This window comes from Geodermatophilus sp. SYSU D01045, assembly GCF_054050295.1.
Window position 1 is genome coordinate 23,108 of the sequence record NZ_JBJGZB010000008.1, and the last position, 17,428, is coordinate 40,535.

Annotated in this window: 18 protein-coding genes; 7 read left to right on the top strand and 11 right to left on the bottom strand. The window is 76.9% G+C overall.

The window, feature by feature from the left end:
- The first annotated feature begins 1 nt into the window (after nt 1).
- Entirely contained in the window at nt 2-1,273 is a 1,272-nt protein-coding gene (locus tag ACI798_RS08275) for an RNA polymerase sigma factor (RefSeq protein WP_456939348.1), read from the top strand.
- Nucleotides 1,274-1,277: 4 nt separating this feature from the next.
- On the opposite strand, the gene ACI798_RS08280 is transcribed toward ACI798_RS08275, so the two are convergent.
- From ACI798_RS08280 to ACI798_RS08300, 5 genes are all read right to left on the bottom strand, one after another.
- On the bottom strand, nt 1,278-2,540 hold the full coding sequence (locus ACI798_RS08280) for a D-arabinono-1,4-lactone oxidase (protein ID WP_456939347.1): 1,263 nt from the start codon (nt 2,538-2,540) through the stop codon (nt 1,278-1,280).
- A 23-nt stretch (nt 2,541-2,563) separates the two neighbouring features.
- Nucleotides 2,564-3,910, bottom strand: a complete 1,347-nt coding sequence (locus ACI798_RS08285; RefSeq protein WP_457047670.1) for a cytochrome P450 — start codon at nt 3,908-3,910, stop codon at nt 2,564-2,566.
- 96 nt (nt 3,911-4,006) lie between these two features.
- Entirely contained in the window at nt 4,007-4,474 is a 468-nt protein-coding gene (locus ACI798_RS08290) for a heme-degrading domain-containing protein (RefSeq protein ID WP_456939345.1), read from the bottom strand.
- Nucleotides 4,471-4,752 carry a YciI-like protein gene (locus ACI798_RS08295; RefSeq protein WP_457047671.1) on the bottom strand — a complete coding sequence of 94 codons (282 nt, stop codon included), beginning with the start codon at nt 4,750-4,752 and terminating at the stop codon, nt 4,471-4,473. The genes ACI798_RS08290 and ACI798_RS08295 overlap by 4 nt, the downstream gene beginning before the upstream one ends.
- 157 nt (nt 4,753-4,909) lie before the next feature.
- Nucleotides 4,910-5,113, bottom strand: a complete 204-nt coding sequence (locus ACI798_RS08300; protein WP_012948522.1) for a cold-shock protein — start codon at nt 5,111-5,113, stop codon at nt 4,910-4,912.
- Between the two features lie 544 nt (nt 5,114-5,657).
- Here ACI798_RS08300 and ACI798_RS08305 point away from each other — a divergent pair.
- A complete protein-coding gene (locus tag ACI798_RS08305) occupies nt 5,658-6,482 on the top strand; it encodes an alpha/beta hydrolase (protein WP_457047672.1) in 825 nt (274 codons plus the stop codon).
- Nucleotides 6,483-6,484: 2 nt separating this feature from the next.
- Here ACI798_RS08305 and ACI798_RS08310 read toward each other — a convergent pair whose 3' ends face one another.
- Together ACI798_RS08310 and ACI798_RS08315 are read right to left on the bottom strand one after the other, a co-directional pair.
- Nucleotides 6,485-6,688 carry a hypothetical protein gene (locus ACI798_RS08310; protein WP_457047673.1) on the bottom strand — a complete coding sequence of 68 codons (204 nt, stop codon included), beginning with the start codon at nt 6,686-6,688 and terminating at the stop codon, nt 6,485-6,487.
- Between the two features lie 78 nt (nt 6,689-6,766).
- Complete coding sequence (locus ACI798_RS08315) at nt 6,767-9,070, bottom strand: MFS transporter (RefSeq protein WP_457047674.1); 2,304 nt, start codon at nt 9,068-9,070, stop codon at nt 6,767-6,769.
- Nucleotides 9,071-9,133: 63 nt separating this feature from the next.
- On the opposite strand from ACI798_RS08315, the gene ACI798_RS08320 reads away from it, so the two are divergent.
- Entirely contained in the window at nt 9,134-9,745 is a 612-nt protein-coding gene (locus ACI798_RS08320) for a TetR family transcriptional regulator (RefSeq protein WP_456939340.1), read from the top strand.
- 1 nt (nt 9,746) lies between these two features.
- On the opposite strand, the gene ACI798_RS08325 is transcribed toward ACI798_RS08320, so the two are convergent.
- The gene (locus tag ACI798_RS08325; protein ID WP_457047675.1) at nt 9,747-11,075 is read right to left on the bottom strand and encodes a cytochrome P450; all 1,329 of its coding nucleotides are present in this window, start codon (nt 11,073-11,075) and stop codon (nt 9,747-9,749) included.
- A gap of 205 nt (nt 11,076-11,280) precedes the next feature.
- Between ACI798_RS08325 and ACI798_RS08330 the strand changes: the two genes are divergently transcribed.
- Nucleotides 11,281-11,670 carry a DUF4326 domain-containing protein gene (locus ACI798_RS08330; RefSeq protein WP_456939338.1) on the top strand — a complete coding sequence of 130 codons (390 nt, stop codon included), beginning with the start codon at nt 11,281-11,283 and terminating at the stop codon, nt 11,668-11,670.
- Nucleotides 11,671-11,707: 37 nt separating this feature from the next.
- On the top strand, nt 11,708-12,733 hold the full coding sequence (locus ACI798_RS08335) for an aldo/keto reductase (RefSeq protein WP_456939337.1): 1,026 nt from the start codon (nt 11,708-11,710) through the stop codon (nt 12,731-12,733).
- Nucleotides 12,734-12,751: 18 nt separating this feature from the next.
- Here the strand turns inward: ACI798_RS08335 and ACI798_RS08340 are convergent, their stop codons facing one another.
- Nucleotides 12,752-13,927 carry a DUF222 domain-containing protein gene (locus ACI798_RS08340; protein ID WP_457047676.1) on the bottom strand — a complete coding sequence of 392 codons (1,176 nt, stop codon included), beginning with the start codon at nt 13,925-13,927 and terminating at the stop codon, nt 12,752-12,754.
- 151 nt (nt 13,928-14,078) lie between these two features.
- Here ACI798_RS08340 and ACI798_RS08345 point away from each other — a divergent pair, with 151 nt between their 5' ends.
- On the top strand, nt 14,079-14,726 hold the full coding sequence (locus ACI798_RS08345; RefSeq protein ID WP_457047677.1) for a formylglycine-generating enzyme family protein: 648 nt from the start codon (nt 14,079-14,081) through the stop codon (nt 14,724-14,726).
- 7 nt (nt 14,727-14,733) lie between these two features.
- Here ACI798_RS08345 and ACI798_RS08350 read toward each other — a convergent pair whose 3' ends face one another.
- Nucleotides 14,734-15,906 carry an MFS transporter gene (locus tag ACI798_RS08350; protein ID WP_457047678.1) on the bottom strand — a complete coding sequence of 391 codons (1,173 nt, stop codon included), beginning with the start codon at nt 15,904-15,906 and terminating at the stop codon, nt 14,734-14,736.
- 61 nt (nt 15,907-15,967) lie between these two features.
- On the opposite strand from ACI798_RS08350, the gene ACI798_RS08355 reads away from it, so the two are divergent.
- Nucleotides 15,968-16,453, top strand: coding sequence for a cupin domain-containing protein (locus ACI798_RS08355; protein ID WP_456939333.1), 486 nt, complete (start codon nt 15,968-15,970; stop codon nt 16,451-16,453).
- 38 nt (nt 16,454-16,491) lie between these two features.
- Here the strand turns inward: ACI798_RS08355 and ACI798_RS08360 are convergent, their stop codons facing one another.
- A complete protein-coding gene (locus ACI798_RS08360) occupies nt 16,492-17,427 on the bottom strand; it encodes an alpha/beta hydrolase (protein ID WP_456939332.1) in 936 nt (311 codons plus the stop codon).
- Nucleotide 17,428 lies beyond the last annotated feature (1 nt).

The window sequence follows — 17,428 nt, forward strand, 5'->3', positions numbered from 1 at the left end:
GGTGTCCTCCACGACCGCCGGTCCCCTCGGCCCCGCCGTCGCGGCCGCGGTCGCCGACGCGCACCGTCGCGAGTGGGCCTTCGTGCTCGCCGCGACGGTGCGCGTCACCCGCGACCTCGACGTCGCCGAGGAGTGCGTCCAGGACGCCTTCGCCGCGGCGCTGACCGACTGGGCCGCGCACGGCGTCCCCGCGCGCCCCGGCGCCTGGCTGACCACCGCGGCCCGGCGGCGGGCGCTCAACGTGCTCCGGCACCGCGGCGTCGAGCGCCGGCACCTGCCGCTGCTGGTCGAGGACGACCGTGTCGACGGCGGGATCGCGCCCGCGCTGGTCGACGAGGCGCACGGCTATCCCGACGACCGGCTGCGGCTGGTGGTCACCTGCTGCCACCCCGCGCTGGACCGCCCGGCGCAGGTGGCGCTCACCCTGCGCCTGGTGTGCGGGCTGAGCACCGCCGAGGTCGCGCGCGCCTTCCTCGTCCCGACGGCGACCATGGCCGCGCGGATGACCCGCGCCAAGAAGAAGATCGCCGTCGCCCGCATCCCGTACCGGGTGCCGCCGGCCGCGGAGCTGCCCGAGCGGATCGACGCCGTCCTGTCGGTGGTGCACCTGCTGTTCACCACCGGCCACACCACCCCGGCCGGGGAGGACCTGGTGCGCCGCGACCTGGTGGAGCGCGCGGTCGGGCTGGCCCGGATGCTGCGCCGGCTGCTGCCGGGCGACCCGGCGGTCGCCGGGCTGCTCGCGCTGCTGTTGCTCACCGACGCCCGCCGCGAGACGCGCACCGGCGCCGACGGCCGGCTGCTGCTGCTCGAGGAGCAGGACCGCACACGCTGGGACCGGGCCGCCATCGCCGAGGGCGTCGCGCTGGCCCGCGAGGCGCTGCGCGCCCGGCCGCCGTCGCGGTACGCGCTGCAGGCGGCGATCGCCGCGGTGCACGCCGAGTCGCCGTCGTGGGCCGACACCGACTGGGCGGAGATCGTCGCGCTCTACGGCGTCCTCACCGCGGTGTGGCCCTCGCCGGTGGTGGCGCTCAACCGCGCGGTCGCCGTCGGGTTCGCCTCCGGGCCCGCGGCGGGGCTGGCCGCCCTCGACGAGCTCGCCGCCGAGCCGCAGCTGGCCGGCTACGGCTACCTGCCCGCCGCCCGCGCAGACCTGCTGCGGCGGCTCGGCCGGGTCGCCGAGGCCCGCGACGCCTACGCCGAGGCGCTGCTGCTGACCGAGAACGCCGTCGAGCGGGAGTTCCTCGCCGGCCGGCTGCGCGAGCTGGGCTGAGCGGTCAGGCGAACGCGGCGACCGTCCGGTCCAGGTAGTCGTTGCGGAACGCGCCGCGCGGGTCGTACCGGCGCACCAGCGCCCGGAAGTCGGCCATCCGCGGGTACAGCCCGGCCAGCTCGTCGGCCTCCGTGGTGAACAGCTTGCCCCAGTGCGGGCGGGCGCCGAACGGGCGCAGCGCGGCCTCGATCGCCGGCAGCACCGCGGTGACGGCGGGCTGGTCGGGCACCCAGGTGAAGTGCAGCGCCATGACGTCGCCGCCCGACGCCGGGCTCAGCCACAGCCCGTCGGCGGCGACGGTGCGGATCTCACTGACCTGCAGCAGCGGCGCGACCCGGTCGGCGAGGCCGCGCAGTGCCTCCACGGCGGCGCGGCCGTGCCGGCGGGGGACGAACCACTCGCTCTGCAGCTCGTCGCCCTTGCTCGGGGTGAACTCGGCGCGGAAGTGCGGCAGCCGCTCGTGCCACTCGCCGGGCACGCCGAGCTGCTCGGTGAGGTTCTCGACCGGGGTGTCGGGGAGCATGTGCGTCGGCTCGGTGGCCGCGCGGGCGCCGAAGAAGTCCTCGGGGGCGGCGGGGTCCTCCGGCCGGGACTTGACCCACACCGAGGTGACCCGGTGCCAGTCGGTGAAGACGCTGACGCTGTAGGCGGCGTCGGCGACGGCGTCGAGGTCGGCGAACAGCCGGTCCCAGGTCATGTCGACGTACACGGTGTTGGCGACGTCGAACGTCGGCTGGAACCGCAACGCCACCCGGGTGACGACGCCGAGCGCGCCGAGGTGCACGACCGCGCCGGGCAGGTCGGCGTCGCCCTCGCCGAGGACGGCGACCCCGCCGTCGGAGCGCACCAGCTCCAGCCCGGCGACCGACGTGGCGAGCGAGCCGTTGCGGTTCCCCGAGCCGTGGGTGCCGGTGGCGGTGGCGCCGGCGACGGTGATGTGCGGCAGGGACGCCAGGTTGTGCAGCGCCCGCCCGGACGGGGCCAGCTCCCGGACCAGCTCGCTGTAGCGCATCCCGGCCGGCACCCACAGGACGCCGCTGCCGTCGTCGTCGGCCCGCGCGACCTCCACCCCGGTGTCCAGGTCGTCGAGGACCACCAGGTCGGCGGTCGTGTCCGCGATGTCGTTGAAGCAGTGCCGCGAGCCGAGGGCCTTCACCCGCTCGCTGCCGGCCACGACCTCCTGCACCTCGGCCACCGTCCGCGGCCGGTGCACCCGCGTGGCGCGGTAGGTGAGGTTGCCGGCCCAGGTGCGCAGCGGGGTCTCCACGGGCGGAACGCTACGGGGCGGCCTCAGCGGGCGGCGTCGGCGGCGGGGGACAGCGCCGGGGCGAGCGCGACCGGCAGCGTCTCCCAGCCGCGCAGGATGACCGTGCCCCGGCGGTGCCCGGCGCCGGCGGCGGTGAGGCCGGGGAACCGCTCGAACAGCGCCCGCAGGGCGACCTCGCCCTCCATCCGCGCCAGGGCGGCGCCCAGGCAGAAGTGGATGCCGCTGGAGAAGGCGACGTGGTCGCGGGCGTTGCGGCGGGTGACGTCGAAGGCGTGCGGGTCGTCGAACACCCGCGGGTCGCGGTTGGCCGCGGCGAGGACGAGCAGCACCAGGTCGCCCTCGGCGATCGGCACCCCGTGCACCTCGGTGGCGCGCCTGGCCCGCCGGCCGGTCCGCTGCACCGGCGACTCCAGGCGCAGCACCTCGTCGACGGCGTTCGGCCACAGCGACGGGTCCTCGACGAGCAGCCGGCGCTGGTCCGGGTGGGCGAACAGCAGCGCGGCGCCGTTGCTGACCAGGTTGACGGTCGTCTCGAAGCCGGCGCCGAACACCAGCGCGGCGGTGGCCATGAGCTCCTGCTCGGTGAGCGCGGCGCCGTCGTCGTCGGCCGCGGTGACCAGGCCGGACAGCAGGTCGTCGCCGGGCGCACGGCGCAGCCGGTGCAGGTGGCCGCGGAACCAGGCGTCGAGCTCGCCGAGGTTGCGCTCGACCTCGCGGTGGGTGCGCCAGGACAGGCCCATGTCCAGGCTCGGGGTGGCGCCGTCGGCCCAGGCGAGGAACTGCTCGCGCATGGCCAGCGGGACGCCGAGCACCTCGGAGATGACCGTGACCGGCAGCAGGCCGGCGTAGCGGGCGACGAGGTCCACCTGCCCGCCGGTGGCCGCGGCCTCGCGCTCGAGGTCGTCGAGCAGGCCGTGCGCGATCTCGCCGGTGCGCTCGCGCAGCCGGGCCACCGCCCGGGCGGTGAAGGCGCGGCTGACCAGCCGGCGGTAGCGGGTGTGGTCGGGCGGGTCGACGGCGAGCATCGACGGCGGGTCGATCGGCCCGACGCTGGGCCGCGGGCCGGCCAGCCGCAGCGCCAGCCGCAGCACCGGCGGCAGGCCCTCGGTGCGGTTGCCGCCGATCTGGCCGAAGTCGTCGCTGCGCAGGACGTCGGTGCAGACGTCGTGGTGCACGCTGACCCGCGCGAACGCGCCCCCGGCGAACGGCGCGGGCGTGCGCAGCCGCTCGTAGTGGGCGTAGGGGTCCTCGCGGACGACCGGGTCGCGGAGCACCTCGGCGTCGGGGTTGCCCGCCCGGGCCCGCGCCCGGATCGCCAGCCGCATCGCGCCGTGGGTCGCGGCCCAGCGGACCGCACTGCGCACCGTCACGTCCCCGCGCCTCCGGAGTCCCGTCGCCGGCCCCGTCGCCGTCGACGGTGCACATCCTGTGACACGGAGCCCACAGGTACCAGTACCGACCCGTACTCAGCGGCCGAGGTGCGCCCGGATCGCCGCGACGACCATCCGGTGGTCCTCCAGCTGCGGCAGCCCGGACACCACGACGACGCCGACCGGGCCGACGTCGCGCACGAACACCGGCACGGCGCCGCCGTGTGCCGCGTACCGCCGGAGGTCCAGGCCCGAGGACTCCTCGAAGGTGGTGCCCCGCTCGATCCAGGTCTGCCGGACGTACAGCGAGCCGTGCCCGAAGCGCTGCACGGTCCGGGCCTTGCGCGCGATCCAGTCCGCGTTGTCCGGGGTGGCGCCGGTCAGGGCGGCGGAGAACAGCCGGTGCCCGTTGCGCCGGATCTCGATGGCCACCGGCGCGTCGGCCCTGCGGGCGGTGGCCACGAGCGCCGAGCCGAGGTCCCAGGCGTCGTCGTTGGTGAAGCTCGTGAACCGCAGCTCGTCCTCCTCGGCGGCGAGCTCGGCGACGGTCGGGAAGCCGCTCACGACCCCTGCCCCCCGACCACGACGTTCCACGGCCGGACCGTCCAGCTCGTCACCAGGCCGTGGACGACGTACGGGTCGGCCTCGGCGAAGCGCTCCACGACGTCGCGGTCGGCCGTCCAGATCAGCAGCGCCCGGTCGAAGGGGTCGGGCAGCGCGCCGGCGAGCAGCAGCTCACCCCGCTCGCGCGCCGCGCGGGCGAGGGCGAGGTGGTCCGCCCGCAGCGCCGCCCGCCGCTCCAGGTAGTCGTCGGCGAGGGAGTACTCGAGCAGCAGGTACATGGCCGCCACTCTCACACGGAGGCGTGCCCGCCGGGCGTCCCGCGGTCCGGTCCCGGGTCCGGGGACGACGGGACCCCCGCGGCCGGGGGGCCGTGGGGGTCCGGGGTGGTGCGGCGGGAGGACGCGGCGCGGTCGCGCCGCGTGCCCCCGGTGGTGCTCAGATCGCGCGGACGTTCTCCGCCTGGGGGCCCTTCTGGCCCTGGGTGACGTCGAACTCGACGCGCTGCGCCTCGTCCAGCGACCGGTAGCCGGAGCCGCTGATCGCCGAGAAGTGGCAGAAGACGTCGGGGCCGCCGCCGTCCTGCTCGATGAAGCCGAAGCCCTTCTCCGCGTTGAACCACTTCACGGTGCCCTGGGTCATGTCGTTCTCTCTTCCGTGCTGGGGTGTCGGTCCGGCAGGCGCCGGAGCCGGGTCGCCGCACCGACCGGCAGGACCGAGAGGAACGTCAGGCAGAGACGACTGCGGACGTCCGAGAACGAAGCAGAGGCACGACAGCGACCGGAGGCGACTGTACCGGCTCCCGGCGCGGGGGCGGCGGCCGTCCCGCTGTCGTCACCAGCGGAGCGGGTCGGTCAGCCGGGACTGCGCCGTGCGGCAGACCCGGCAGTTCCCCCAGGCGAGCAGGGACAGCGGTGTGGTCGGCGAGCCACACTCGGGGCAGTCCACCGGTTCGTGGGACCGGTCCCGGGCGTCGCGCATCTCACTCGAGCGTCGCTCGTGGACGGTCTCGTCGCCCCGGCAGGGACATCCGAGGTGGGTTTCGGCGCAGCGTCCGCGGTGTGTGGGAACGGGACCTCCTCCGGTCCGCCCCGACGCTACCGGTCGCGGGCCCTCCCCGGGTGCTCCCACAGTCGCCGCCCGGTCCGGGAGGGTCGCGGAGCGGGCCGTCCGCGACCATCGGGTCGTGCGCTCCGGACCGCGGGCGGCGCTGGTCGTCGTCCTCCTGTTGGCTGTGGTCGTGGGCCTGCTGTGGACGTTCCAGCGGCGCCTCGTCTACCTCCCCGACGACGGCCCGCTGCCCGCCGCGGCGGTCGCGGTCCCCGGCGCGCGGGACGTCGTGCTCACCACCGCCGACGGCCTGGCCCTGGGCGCCTGGTTCGTCCCCGGCCCGGACGCCGGCGCACCCGCCGTCCTGGTGGCGAACGGCAACGGCGGGCACCGGGGACTGCGCGCGCCGCTGGCCCGGGCGCTGGCGGACGCCGGGCTGGCGGTGCTGCTGTTCGACTACCGCGGCTACGGCGGCAACCCGGGCAGCCCGAGCGAGGAGGGCCTGGCGCTCGACGTCCGGGCGGCGCGGACCTGGCTGCTCGAGGAGGCCGGCGTGCCCGCGGGCCGGCTCCTCTACTACGGCGAGAGCCTGGGGGCCGCGGTGGTGACCGAGCTGGCCGTGGAGCACCCGCCGGCCGGGCTGGTGCTGCGGTCGCCGTTCACCGACCTGGCCGCCGTCGGTGCCGAGCACTACCCGTTCCTGCCGGTCCGGCTGCTGCTGCGCGACCGGTACCCGGTGGCCGAGGGGATCGCCCGGGTGCGGGTGCCGACGACGGTCGTCCTTGGCACCGCGGACACGATCGTGCCGCCGGCGCAGAGCCGGCGGGTCGCCGACGCCGCCGCGGCGCTGCACCGGCTGGTCGAGGTCCCCGGCGCCGACCACAACGACCTCGTCCTGCTCGACGGCGCGGCGCTGGTGGGCGCCGTCGTCGAGCTGGCCGCGCTGACCGCGGGGGAGTGAGGTCAGCGCGGCTCGTCCGGTAGCACGCTGCCCACTAGCCGCCGCCCCACCCAGTGCAGGGGCTCGTCCCCGAGCGCCGGGGCCTCGGGCACCGGGCCCCAGCCGGCCGGGGAGAGGTACGTCTCCCAGAGGTGCACCTGGGCCTGCCAGTACCGGGCCACCGCCTCCCGGACCCGGCCCGCCGTGCCCCCGGTCAGGATGTCCATGCCCCAGGATCGGTCGCCACGCCGGACCGCGACAGGGTCATCCCCGCCGCGTACCGCAGCGGTCCTGCCGGATCGGCCTCAGGGGCTCGCCGGCGCGGAGGTGCCCGTCTCCCCGGCGGAGGTCCCTTCGGTGGTCGTCGGGGTCTCGGTGGTCGTGGGGGTCTCGGTGGTCGTGGGGGTCTCGGTGGTCGTGGGGGTCTCGGTGGTCGTGGGGGTCTCGGCCGGCGGTGTCGTGGTCGGGGTGGGTGTCGTGGTCTCGGCCGGTGGGGTGGGGGTCTCGGCCGGCGGTGTCGTGGTCGGGGTGGGTGTCGTGGTCTCGGCCGGTGGGGTGGTGGTCTCGGCCGGCGGTGTCGTGGTCGGGGTGGGTGTCGTGGTCTCGGCCGGTGGGGTGGTGGTCTCGGCCGGTGGTGTCGTGGTCGGGGTGGGTGTCGTGGTCTCGGCCGGTGGGGTGGTGGTCTCGGCCGGTGGTGTCGTGGTCGGGGTGGGCGTCGCGATCTCGGCCGGCGGGTTGGTGGCCTCGGGCGGGGTGGTGGTCTCGGCCGGTGGGGTGGTGGTCTCGGCCGGCGTGGCCGGGGCCGGTGCCGCCGCGGCCCGGGTGGTCGGCGCGGCCGCCGTCGTTTCGGCGGGCGGCTCGGGTGTCTCGAGCAGCGCGGCCGGGTCGGTCACGGGCGGTGGCGCGACCGCGGCGGCGGTGGCGGACTGCTGCGGCGGTGCGGTCCGCGGCGCCTCGGTCAGCGCGGCGGGGACGGTGTCCGGCAGGTCGGTCGACCTCGTGAGGGTGCGGGCCACCAGACCGACTCCGGCGAGGAGGCCCAGCACCACCGCGGCCACCAGGACCGCCTGCACCCCGCGCGGCACGCGCCGGGCCGGGACCACCCGTGGCACCGGTGCCACGTCCACGACCGGCTGCCGCCGTGCCGTCAGCGGCACGACCGGACGCAGCGCCCGCCCGATGATGCCGCGGTGCCGGGCCTGCGCCCGCCGGGGTGCGAGCACGGCGGCCAGCAGCGCGCCGCCCAGCAGGGCCGCCGCTCCGACGCGCAACGCGACGGTGTAGCCGGCGGCGAACGCCTCCCGGGCGCCGTCGGCCACCGCCGCGCCGGCGGGGGACGGGTCATCCCCGTAGACGGCGAGCAGGACGCCGGCGGCGACCGCGCCGCCGATCGCGCCGCCGACCCAGCGGGTCGCGTCCGCGACCGCCGCGGCGGGCGTGCGCCGGTCGGCGGGCAGGCCCTCGGTGATCAGCGCCGTCCCCGAGACGAGGGCCTGGCCGAAGCCGATCCCGAAGAGGAACGCCGCCGCGGGGAACTGCCACAGCGGGGCGTCGCCGTCGGCCTGCCGGGACAGCAGGAACGCCCCGATGCCCATCTGGACCAGCGCCCGCATCGTGACGGCGCGGGGGCCCTGCCGGCGCAGCACCGGCGCGATCCGCACGGCCACGGTGGTGCCGACCGCCATCGGCAGCAGCCACAGCGCGGCCTGCACGGGCGAGAGGCCGCGCAGGTACTGGAGCCACTGCGGTGCGAGGAAGAGCAGACCGCAGGCGGCGGCGAACTGCAGGAAGACGACGGCACGGCCCAGGGCCAGGCGGCGGTCGCGGAACAGCCGGACGTCGACCACCGGGTGCCGGCTGCGCAGCTCGTGGCGGGTGAACGCGGCCAGGGACACCGCGCCGACGGCGAGGGCGGTGAGCGTCGTCGCGTCGGTCCACCCGCGCCCGGGCCCCTCGACGACGCCCCACACGACGCCCCCGAGACCGGCGAGGGCGAGCACGCCGCCGAGCGGGTCCAGCGGCAGGTGCGGGTCCCGCGAGGCCGGGACGACCGCGAGGCACGGCAGCAGGACCAGCCCGGCCAGCACACCGGAGGCGACCGGCACGCTGCCCCACCAGGCGACCTCGAGCAGCGCACCGGACAGGAGCAGCCCCAGCAGCACGCCCGCGCCGGAGACCGCGGCCCACACCCGGACCGCGGAGCCGTGGCGCTCGGCGGGATGCGCGTCGACGAGCACCGCCAGCGTGGCCGGCACGACCGCCGCCGCGCCGACGCCGGCCAGCCCGCGCAGCGCGACGAGGGTGGCCGGGTCGGTGACCAGCCCCGACGCCGTGCTGCACGCGGCGAACACCGCCAGGCCCAGCAGCAGCGCGCCGCGCCGGCCGAAGCGGTCGGCGGCGGCGCCCAGCGGCAGCAGCAGCGCGGCGAAGGTCAGCCCGTACGCGTGGACCGCCCAGGTCAGCTCGGTCTGCGTCGCCCCGGTGGCGCGGCCGAGCTCGGGCAGGGCCAGCGACAGCGAGAAGGCGGCTCCGACCACCAGGGCCGAGGCGACGCACGTGACGGCGAGCAGGCTGCCGCGCCGGCCCCGGACTCCACGGGCGTCGGGCATGCTGTGCTCCAGACGATCGCCTGACACGCCCGTCTCAGGGCGGTGGCCCAGGATGGAGGGGCCGTGACGGAGACCGCAACCCCCGTGCGGCTGCTGGACGCGGCCGAGGAGCTGCTCGCGACCGGCGGTGCCGCGGGCACCTCGGTGCGTGACGTGCTGCGCCGGGCCGGCGTCGCCAACGCCGCTGCGGTGGGCTACTACTTCGGCGGCAAGGACGGGCTGGTCGCCGCGGTCGAGCGCCGGGTCGTGGACGGCGTGGTCGCCGACCGGGAGCGGGTGCTGGCGGGCCTGGGCGACGACGCCGGCGTCGAGGCGTTCGTCGACGGCTGGGTGCGGCCGATCGTGGCCCTGCGCTGCGCCGGCCGCGGCCGGTACGCCGCCCGGGTGTTCACCCGGATCTTCGACCAGCCGCCGGACCGCTGGGAGGCCAACGGCGCGGCGGCCGTGCGCGCGTCGGCCGGGCGGTACTGCGCCGCGCTCGCGCCGCTGCTCCCGCACCTGGAGGCCCGCGAGCTCACCTGGCGCTGGCAGTGCGTCACCGCGACGACGGACTTCTACGCCATCGGCGCCCTCGACTTCGGCGAGCCGGCGCCCGGGCCGGACGACGTCGACGCGCACGTGCACCGCCTCGTCGTCCCGGGCGCCGCGCTGCTCCGGGCCGACCCGGCCGGCTGAGTCAGAACGTCACCGGCAGCGCGTCGACCCCGTACACGAACGACAGCCGGCGGAAGGCCAGCCGCTCGGGCGGGACGGCGAGGGCGAGGTCGGGGAAGCGCCGGAACAGGGCCGGCAGCACGACCCGCAGCTCCAGCCGGGCCAGCTCGGCGCCGACGCAGCGGTGGATGCCGTGGCCGAAGGCGAGGTGGCCGCCGCGGGTCGAGCGGGAGGGGTCGGGCGCGTCGGGGTGCGCGCCGGCCCAGGCGGGGTCGCGGTTCGCGGCGCTCAGCGAGACGAGGACGGCGTCGCCGGCCCGCAGCCGGTGCCCGGCGACCTCGGTGTCCCGCCGGGCGAAGCGGGGGAAGGCCACCTGCACCACCGAGAGCAGCCGGAGCAGCTCGTCCACCACCGTCTCGACGTCCCGGCGCGAGCCCTCCCGCACCAGGGCCGCGGCGGCCGGGTCGCGCAGCAGGACCAGCGTGCCGAGCGAGATCGTCGACGCCGTCGTCTCGAACCCGCCGGTGACGATGCCGTCGGCCAGCCCGGCCAGGTCGGCGTCGGAGACGGCGTCGCCGTGCTCGCGGACGATCCGCCCGAGCAGCCCGTCGCCGGGGTCCCGGCGCTGCCGCGCGACCGCGTCGAACAGCAGCCGGCGCTGCACGGACACCGCGCCGAACGCGCCGGCCGTGCCGCGGGCGGCGTCGAAGCGCCGGGTCGCCAGCCGGGTGACCAGCTGCTCGTCGGGACGGTCGAGGCCCAGCAGGGCGCAGACGGTCCGCATCGGGACGGGGCCGGAGACGTGCCGCGCCAGGTCGGCCGGCGGCCCGGCCGCGGCGAGCTCGTCGAGCTGCCGGGCGACGGTGGCCTCGATCGCCGGCTCGAGGCGCTGCAGGCGGGCGCGCGTGAACTCCGGGGCGACCAGGCCGCGCAGCCGGGTGTGGTCGGGCGGATCGGTGAACCCCAGGCCGCCGACGTCGTCGGCCGTGGCCGGGCCGGTGCCGCTGAACAGGTGGCGGACGTCGGTGCTGAACCCGTCGCGGTCGGCGAGCACCGCGCGGGCCTCCGCGGCGCCGGTCACCAGGAGCACGGAGAGGTCGAAGGGCAGGTCCAGGCGCCGCACCGGCCCGCCGTCGCGCAGCTCGGGCACCGGGTCGACGTCGACCCGCCGCAGCGGCACCGTCGCGGCGGCCGGCAGGAAGGTGAGGCGGGAGAGGTCCAGCCCGCGGCGGCGGACGCGGCGCAGCGCCAGGCGGCCCAGCCAGCCGCGGACGAGCGCCGCCGGGCCGCGGCGGGTGGGAGAGGAGGTCGGCGGCTGCGGGGGGTCGAGGGTGCACTCGGGAGCGGACACGGCGCCTCGTCGTCGGGCCACGGGGGTGGAGCCCGGCGGGACGTGACCTCGGCCCCGCCGGGCAGCTCGAGCCTCCCGACGGCGCCGCGTGCGGACCATCGGGTGACGCCCCCGAAAGCGCTGGTCGGACTGGGGGTGTCCCCGGACGGGGCAGCCCCGGGAGCCGTGGTGCGGTCCTGTCACACCCGCGCGGCAGCATCGGTCCATGACCGGTCCGGTGCGTGTGCAGCTCTCGCGGGCGCGCGGCTGGCGGAAGCCGCCGAACACCGTCGTCGTCGCCCGCCCCTCGCGCTGGGGCAACCCGTTCCGGGTGGGGGAGACCTACCTGTGGCTGCCCGGCGACGACGAGACCGCGTGGCCGCTGCCGACCGCGCGCGAGCCGGGGGAGCAGGAGGACGGCAGCCGCGTCGTCCGCTGCCCCGACCGCGCCACCGCGATCGCGTGGTTCCGCCGCTGGGCCGCCTCCGGCGACCTCGCCGCCCAGGCCCGCCGGCAGCTGCGCGGGCGCAACCTCGCCTGCTGGTGCCCGGCCGGCGAGCCCTGCCACGCCGACGTGCTGCTGGAGCTGGCCAACGGGGTGCCGGCCCTGCGCTGACCTCGCGCGGTCCCGCGTCCTGTGGCTTGCTGGGCGCATGGACCTGCGCACCCTCGGCCGCAGCGGCTGTGCCGTCTCCTCGCTCGCGCTCGGCACGATGACCTTCGGCGCGGAGACCGACGAGGCGGGGGCGCACGAGCAGCTCGACGTGTTCGTCGAGGCGGGCGGCACGCTGGTCGACACCGCCGACGTCTACTCCGCCGGCGCGTCCGAGGAGATGATCGGGCGCTGGCTGGCCGCGCGCCCGGTCGACGTCCGCGACCGCGTCGTCCTCGCCACCAAGGGCCGCTTCCCCACGGGCGAGGACGCCAACACGCTCGGCACCTCGCGCCGGCACCTGCGCCGGGCGCTGCACGACTCGCTGCGCAGGCTCGGCGTGGACCACGTCGACCTCTACCAGCTGCACGCGTGGGACCCGCTGACGCCGCTGGAGGAGACGCTGCGCTTCCTCGACGACGCCGTGTCCGCGGGCGAGATCGGCTACCCGGGGCTGTCGAACTTCACCGGCTGGCAGGTGCAGCGGGCCGTGGACGTCGCCGAGCGCGCGCACCTCGCCGTGCCGGTCACCCTGCAGCCGTCGTACAGCCTGCTCGTGCGTGACGTCGAGGCCGAGATCGTGCCCGCCTGCCTGGTCAACGGCCTGGGGCTGCTCCCGTGGGGGCCGCTGGGCGGCGGGTGGCTGTCGGGGAAGTACACCCGGGACCAGCGGCCCGCCGGGGCGACGCGGCTCGGCGAGGACCCGGCGCGCGGGATGGAGGCCTACGACCGGGTCGCCACGCGGGAGCGGACGTGGGACGTGCTGTCCGCGGTGCAGGACGTCGCGGAGGCGCGCGGCGCGACGATGCCGCAGGTGGCGCTGGCCTGGCTGCTGGCCCGGCCGGGCGTCAGCTCGGTGATCCTCGGGGCGCGCACCACCGACCAGCTGCGCGGCAACCTCGGCGCCGCCGGCCTCGTGCTCACCGACGAGGAGACCGCGCGGCTCGACGCCGTCAGCGACCCGGGCTGGGCGGACTACCCCTACGGCGAGATCGGCGCGGAGCAGCGCAGCCGCTCGGTGGGCTGACGCAGGCGCGCGTGTCCGTCAGGCGGTGGGGGCGAGCAGCGGCGCCGGGGTGGTGATCTCGGTGCCGTCGGGGCGCCAGGTGCGCCATCGACCGGTCGGTTGTCGTTCGACCCGGAAGCCGTGGTGGACCTTCGTGTGGTGGCGCTCGCAGAGCAGTGCCGAGTTCTCCAGGCTGGTGTCGCCGCCGTCGATCCAGTGCACCAGGTGGTGCACGTCGCACCACCAGGTCGGGGCCCCGCAGCCGGCGAACACGCACCCGCCGTCGCGGAGTTCGGCGGCGCGGCGGATGTGCCGGCTGGCCAGCCGCTGCTCCCGGCCCAGGTCCAGCGGCACCCCGTCGGCCCCGAACACGACCCGGGAAATCGTGCCGTCGCAGGCCAGCCAGCGGGCGCGGGCGGCGGAGATGGTGGCGCCGAACCCCATCCGCCCGGCGTTCGGGCCGCCATGTGGGTCGGCGAGGTCGTCGAGGTCGATCCGCGCCACCACGTGCGGCTTGTGCCCGCGCAGCAGCGGCAGGCGCCCGGCGGCCAGCACGTTGTCGCACAGTTGCACCAGCGCGTCCCCCAGCCGCTGGGCGCGGCTGCGCTCGTCCCCGGCGGGGCGGTCGGCCTGCACGTGGGCTTCGAGGGCGGTCTGCAGCTTCTCCCCGCCGACGGGATCGAGGTGGCCGCGGATGGTGAGCGAGCCGTCGGCGTGCCTGGCCAGCGTCAGCGACCGGCCCTCGGTGGGTTCCGGCTCGGGACCGTCGGGGTCGAGGTCGTTGCAGTAGTGCTGCACCACCTGCACCAGGTCGGAGTGCTCGCGCTCGACGGCGACGCCGGTGAGCACCGCGTCGATGACCGCCAGGTCCACCCCGGCGGCCGCAGCGACGGCCAGGCGTTCGGGGGTCACCGCCTTCGCCGCGACCGCGACCTGCTCGGCGGACACCAGACCCGTCTCGTGCGCCTCGGCCAGCGCCGGCAGGTGCTCCAGTGCGCGGCCGTTGCGCACCAGCCGAGCGGCCTCCGCGGTCGACAGCCGGCAGTGCCCGCGCAGCCACGAGGCCATCGACCTCAGCCCGTCGCGTTCGGGAGCCTGGGACAGCTCCGCGGCCCGCACCGCGCGGGCCAACCGGGCGTCGATCCGGTTGCGCTCGGCGACCAGCGCAGCGACGTCGTCGAGGACGTCTCCGCTGCCCGGCCCATCCGAACACATGATCGAAGTCTAACCGATCACGCACCCTCCTGCGAGGTGAATCCGCAGGTCAGGGGTCCGTCCACAGATCCGGAGGAGAGCGTGACGTGAGCTGCGGGGACAGTCCGTCCGGTAGCGCCTGCCGACCGTGGACCCGGCCGCCCGTGACGCGATGCTGCCCGTCCCCGCGGGCCGGGTGACCCTCTCGGACCGGCGCACGCAGCGCCGGTGGACGGTCGCCGTCGACGCCTTGGAGCTGGCTGCCACCCCGGTGACCCAGGAGCGCTACGCCCGGATCACCGGACAGCGGCCCAGCGCGGCGCGGGGCGACGGGCTGCCGGTGGAGACCGTCAGCTGGGAGGACGCGGTGCGGTTCTGCAACACTCTGTCCCGGCAGGAGGGGCGCGCGCCCGCTTACCGCGCGGCCCCCGACGGCGGGGTGGTGTGGGACCCGGCGGCGGACGGCTACCGGCTGCCCACCGAGGCCGAGTGGGAGCACGCCTGCCGCGCCGGCACCACGACTGCCCGATACGGGCCGCTCGGCGACGTCGCCTGGTACCGCGGCAACTCGGGGGAGCGGCCGCATCCCGTCGGCGAGAGGCAGCCCAACGCCTGGGGTCTCCACGACGTGCTGGGCAACGTCTGGGCGTGGTGCTGGGACGTCTACGACGCCGAGGTCTACGGCCCCTACCGGGTGCTGCGCGGCGGCGGGTGGTTCGACGAGCACTGGAGCTGCCGCGCCTCGGTGCGGCGCCGGAGCCATCCCCGTCTCCGGATCGACGACGTCGGCTTCCGGGTCGCGCGGTCCGTGGCCGGCTGAGGACGGTTCAGCCCTGGGAAGTGGAGCGCAGCTCCCACCACAGCCACGCGGCGAGCGCGAGCGGCACCGCCACGAACGCCGCCAGCGCCGGGACGGTGCCCAGGGCCGAGCCCAGCCAGGCGAGCAGCAGCGGGGTGCCGAAGCCGACGTAGGCGAAGGCGTAGAAGGCGCTGTTCATCGCCCCCCGGGTGTGCGGGGGCGCCAGCTGCGCGGTCAGCGTCAGCCCCGCGGTCAGGCACAGGCCGCCCCCGGCGCCCATCAGCGCCGCGGCCGGAAGCAGCAGCGGCTCGAACGTCGTCGCCACCGCCACCACGCCGAGGGCGAGGCCGAGGGCGCCGAGCGTCATCCCGAGCGGCCCGCCGCCGCCCCCGGCCCGCCGCCCGAGCCGGGCGGCGACCGCGCTCGCCGCCAGCGCCAGCCCGCCGACCAGCCCGGCGTAGGCGACGCCGACGCCGTCGGGGACGACCAGCAGTGGCAGCACGGTCGCCGCGACCGCCGGGAAGGCGAACACGCCCGTCGCGGTCGGCGCGAGCACCGCGCGGAACGGCCGCCGCGCCTCCGGCGGCAGGCCGAGGGCCATCAGCCGGCCCGGCCGGCGCTCCCGCACCGTCTCCGGCACGGTCAGCAGCGCGGCCAGGCCCACCAGCAGGACGGCGACGTGCACGAGGTAGGGCAGCGTCGTCGGCGCCGGGCCGTACTCGGCGAGCACCCCGCTCATCGCCGGCGCGATCGCGAAGCCCAGCGACGTCGACACCGCGCCGCGGGTGGCCGCCGACTGCTGCCCGCCGGGACCGGCGAGGTCCTGCAGCCACGCGTTGGCCACCGAGAACACGACGCCGGACACCGCGCCCTGCAGCAGCCGCCCCGCGTACAGCAGCGGCAGGTGCTCGGCCGCGGGCACGAACAGCAGCGAGACCAGACCCGCCAGCACCGCGAACGGGACGACGACGGTGCGCCGGCCGAACCGGTCCGAGGCGGCGCCGGACACGGTCAGCGCGGCGATCAGGCCGATGGCATAGCAGCCGAAGACGGCGGTGAGGTCGGCGTCGGAGAGCCCGAGGGTGCGGCGGTAGACCAGCAGCAGTGGCGTCGGGACGTTCGTGCCCAGGGCGACGGTGAAGAGCCCGAACGTGAGGGCGTCCAGCCGCCGCCCGACCTGCTCCGTCGCAGCGTCCGGCACCCGGCGGACGCTACCGCCCCGCTGCGAGGATGGGCGCCGGCGACGAGAGGAGCCCGGAGCCGTGTCCCTGCACCGCCACTACCCGCCCGACCTCTACCGCGGCACCACCGGCGAGGCCACCGCCTGGCTGCGCCGCAGCGACCGGCCCCCGGACACCGTCTCGGCCGCCGGCGTCACCTGCGAGTTCCTGGCCACCGGGGAGCAGACGACCGGCCGGTTCGGCCTCTACCGGTGGACCTTCGGCGCCGAGGCCTCCGGCCCGGGCCCGCACTTCCACCGCTCGATCTCCGAGCAGTTCTACGTCCTGCGCGGCGAGGTGGAGCTCTACGACGGGCGGAGCTGGGTGACCGCGGGCGCGGGCGACTTCCTCTACGTCCCCGAGGGCGGGGTCCACGGGTTCCGCGGCGGCGAGCACGCCTCGATGCTGCTGATGTTCGCGCCGGGCGGGCCGCGCGAGGACTACTTCCGCACGCTCGCGCGGGGTGAGCGGATGACGCCGGAGGAGCGGGCGGAGTTCATGCTCCGCCACGACACGTACTGGGTCTGACGGGCCGGCCGCCGCCGCGACGGCCGGCCCGTCGCCGCTCAGCCCCGGAGCAGCTCGCCGAAGCGCGCGCAGCTCTCGTCGATCGCGGCCTGCGCGGCCGGGGACCAGGCGCCCATGTCGAAGAAGCCGTGGATCATCCCGTCGTAGCGGCGCACGTCGGCCTGCACGCCCGCGGCCTCGAGCGCCCGCCCGTAGGCCTCGCCCTCGTCGCGCAGCGGGTCGTACTCGGCGGTGACCACGAGCGCCGGCGACAGGCCGGCCAGGTCGGCGGCGTGCAGCGGGGACAGCCGCGGGTCGCGGGCGTCCTCCCAGGTCCCGGCGTAGTGGCCGTGGAACCAGTCCATCGTGTCCTGCTCGAGGAAGTAGCCCTTCCCGTTCTCCACCCGGGACGGGTACTCGCCGGCGACGTCGACCGACGGGTAGACCAGGAACTGGGCGGCGACCTTCGTGCCGTCGTCGCGCAGGACCTGGGCCACGACGGCGGCCAGGTTGCCCCCGGCGCTGTCACCGGCCAGCCCCAGCCGGGAGTCGCCGCCGAGCTCGCCGAGGTGCTGCGCCACCCAGCGCGCCGCGGCGACGGCGTCCTCGGCGGCGGCGGGGAACGGGTGCTCGGGCGCGAGCCGGTAGTCGACGGCGACGACGACGGCCCGGGCGCCGCGGCAGACGTTGCGGGCCATGTTGTCGTGGGTGTCGAGGTCGCCGATCACCCAGCCGCCGCCGTGGAAGAACACGACCGTGGGGAACGGCCCCTCGCCCTCGGGCCGGTAGACGCGCGCCCGCAGGTCGCCCTCGGCGCCGGGGACGGTGCGGTCCTCGATGCCGGCCACCGGCACCACCTGCTCGGGCGAGCGGGCGCCGTGGGTGAGCGCCAGGTACTGGGCGCGGCCGGCCTCGGGCGTGCCCTCCCACATGGGCGGCGCGCCGGACTGGGCGAGCAGGGACAGCAGGGCGGCGATGTGCGGGTCGACCGGCACG

What these genes read in the sequence shown, in the direction of transcription:
- ACI798_RS08300 (WP_012948522.1), bottom strand. Translation starts at nt 5,113, where the DNA reads ATGACCCAGGGCACCGTGAAGTGGTTCAACGCGGAGAAGGGCTTCGGC.
- ACI798_RS08315 (WP_457047674.1), bottom strand. Translation starts at nt 9,070, where the DNA reads ATGCCCGACGCCCGTGGAGTCCGGGGCCGGCGCGGCAGCCTGCTCGCC.
- ACI798_RS08340 (WP_457047676.1), bottom strand. Translation starts at nt 13,927, where the DNA reads ATGTGTTCGGATGGGCCGGGCAGCGGAGACGTCCTCGACGACGTCGCT.
- ACI798_RS08310 (WP_457047673.1), bottom strand. Translation starts at nt 6,688, where the DNA reads ATGGACATCCTGACCGGGGGCACGGCGGGCCGGGTCCGGGAGGCGGTG.
- ACI798_RS08335 (WP_456939337.1), top strand. Translation starts at nt 11,708, where the DNA reads ATGGACCTGCGCACCCTCGGCCGCAGCGGCTGTGCCGTCTCCTCGCTC.
- ACI798_RS08345 (WP_457047677.1), top strand. Translation starts at nt 14,079, where the DNA reads ATGCTGCCCGTCCCCGCGGGCCGGGTGACCCTCTCGGACCGGCGCACG.
- ACI798_RS08295 (WP_457047671.1), bottom strand. Translation starts at nt 4,752, where the DNA reads ATGTACCTGCTGCTCGAGTACTCCCTCGCCGACGACTACCTGGAGCGG.
- ACI798_RS08330 (WP_456939338.1), top strand. Translation starts at nt 11,281, where the DNA reads ATGACCGGTCCGGTGCGTGTGCAGCTCTCGCGGGCGCGCGGCTGGCGG.